General features: G+C 64.7%; 1 pseudogene. It reads right to left on the reverse strand.

The features are described from left to right. A pseudogene (locus RRF55_RS29130) lies at positions 1 to 215 on the reverse strand (DNA adenine methylase); the annotation flags it as partial.

Here is a 215-nt window from a genome sequence, read left to right on the forward strand (position 1 = left end):
TCATTCAGCGACAGGATGAACCGGCCCTTCATGGCGGCCAGCTGGTCGGCCATCGCCGAGAACTGCTCCCGGCCGAAGCCGTCGCCATAGTCGCCCTCGCACCCGAAATAGGGCGGGTCGAGATAGAACAGCGCCTCAGGGCGATCGTAACGCGCCATGAAGACCGACCAGTCGAGATTCTCGATCGTCACGGCTTCCAGGCGAGCAGCGGCCGC

The organism is Klebsiella sp. K47, assembly GCF_051858335.1.
In the GTDB taxonomy this organism is placed as follows: Bacteria; Pseudomonadota; Gammaproteobacteria; order Enterobacterales; family Enterobacteriaceae; genus Klebsiella; species Klebsiella pneumoniae.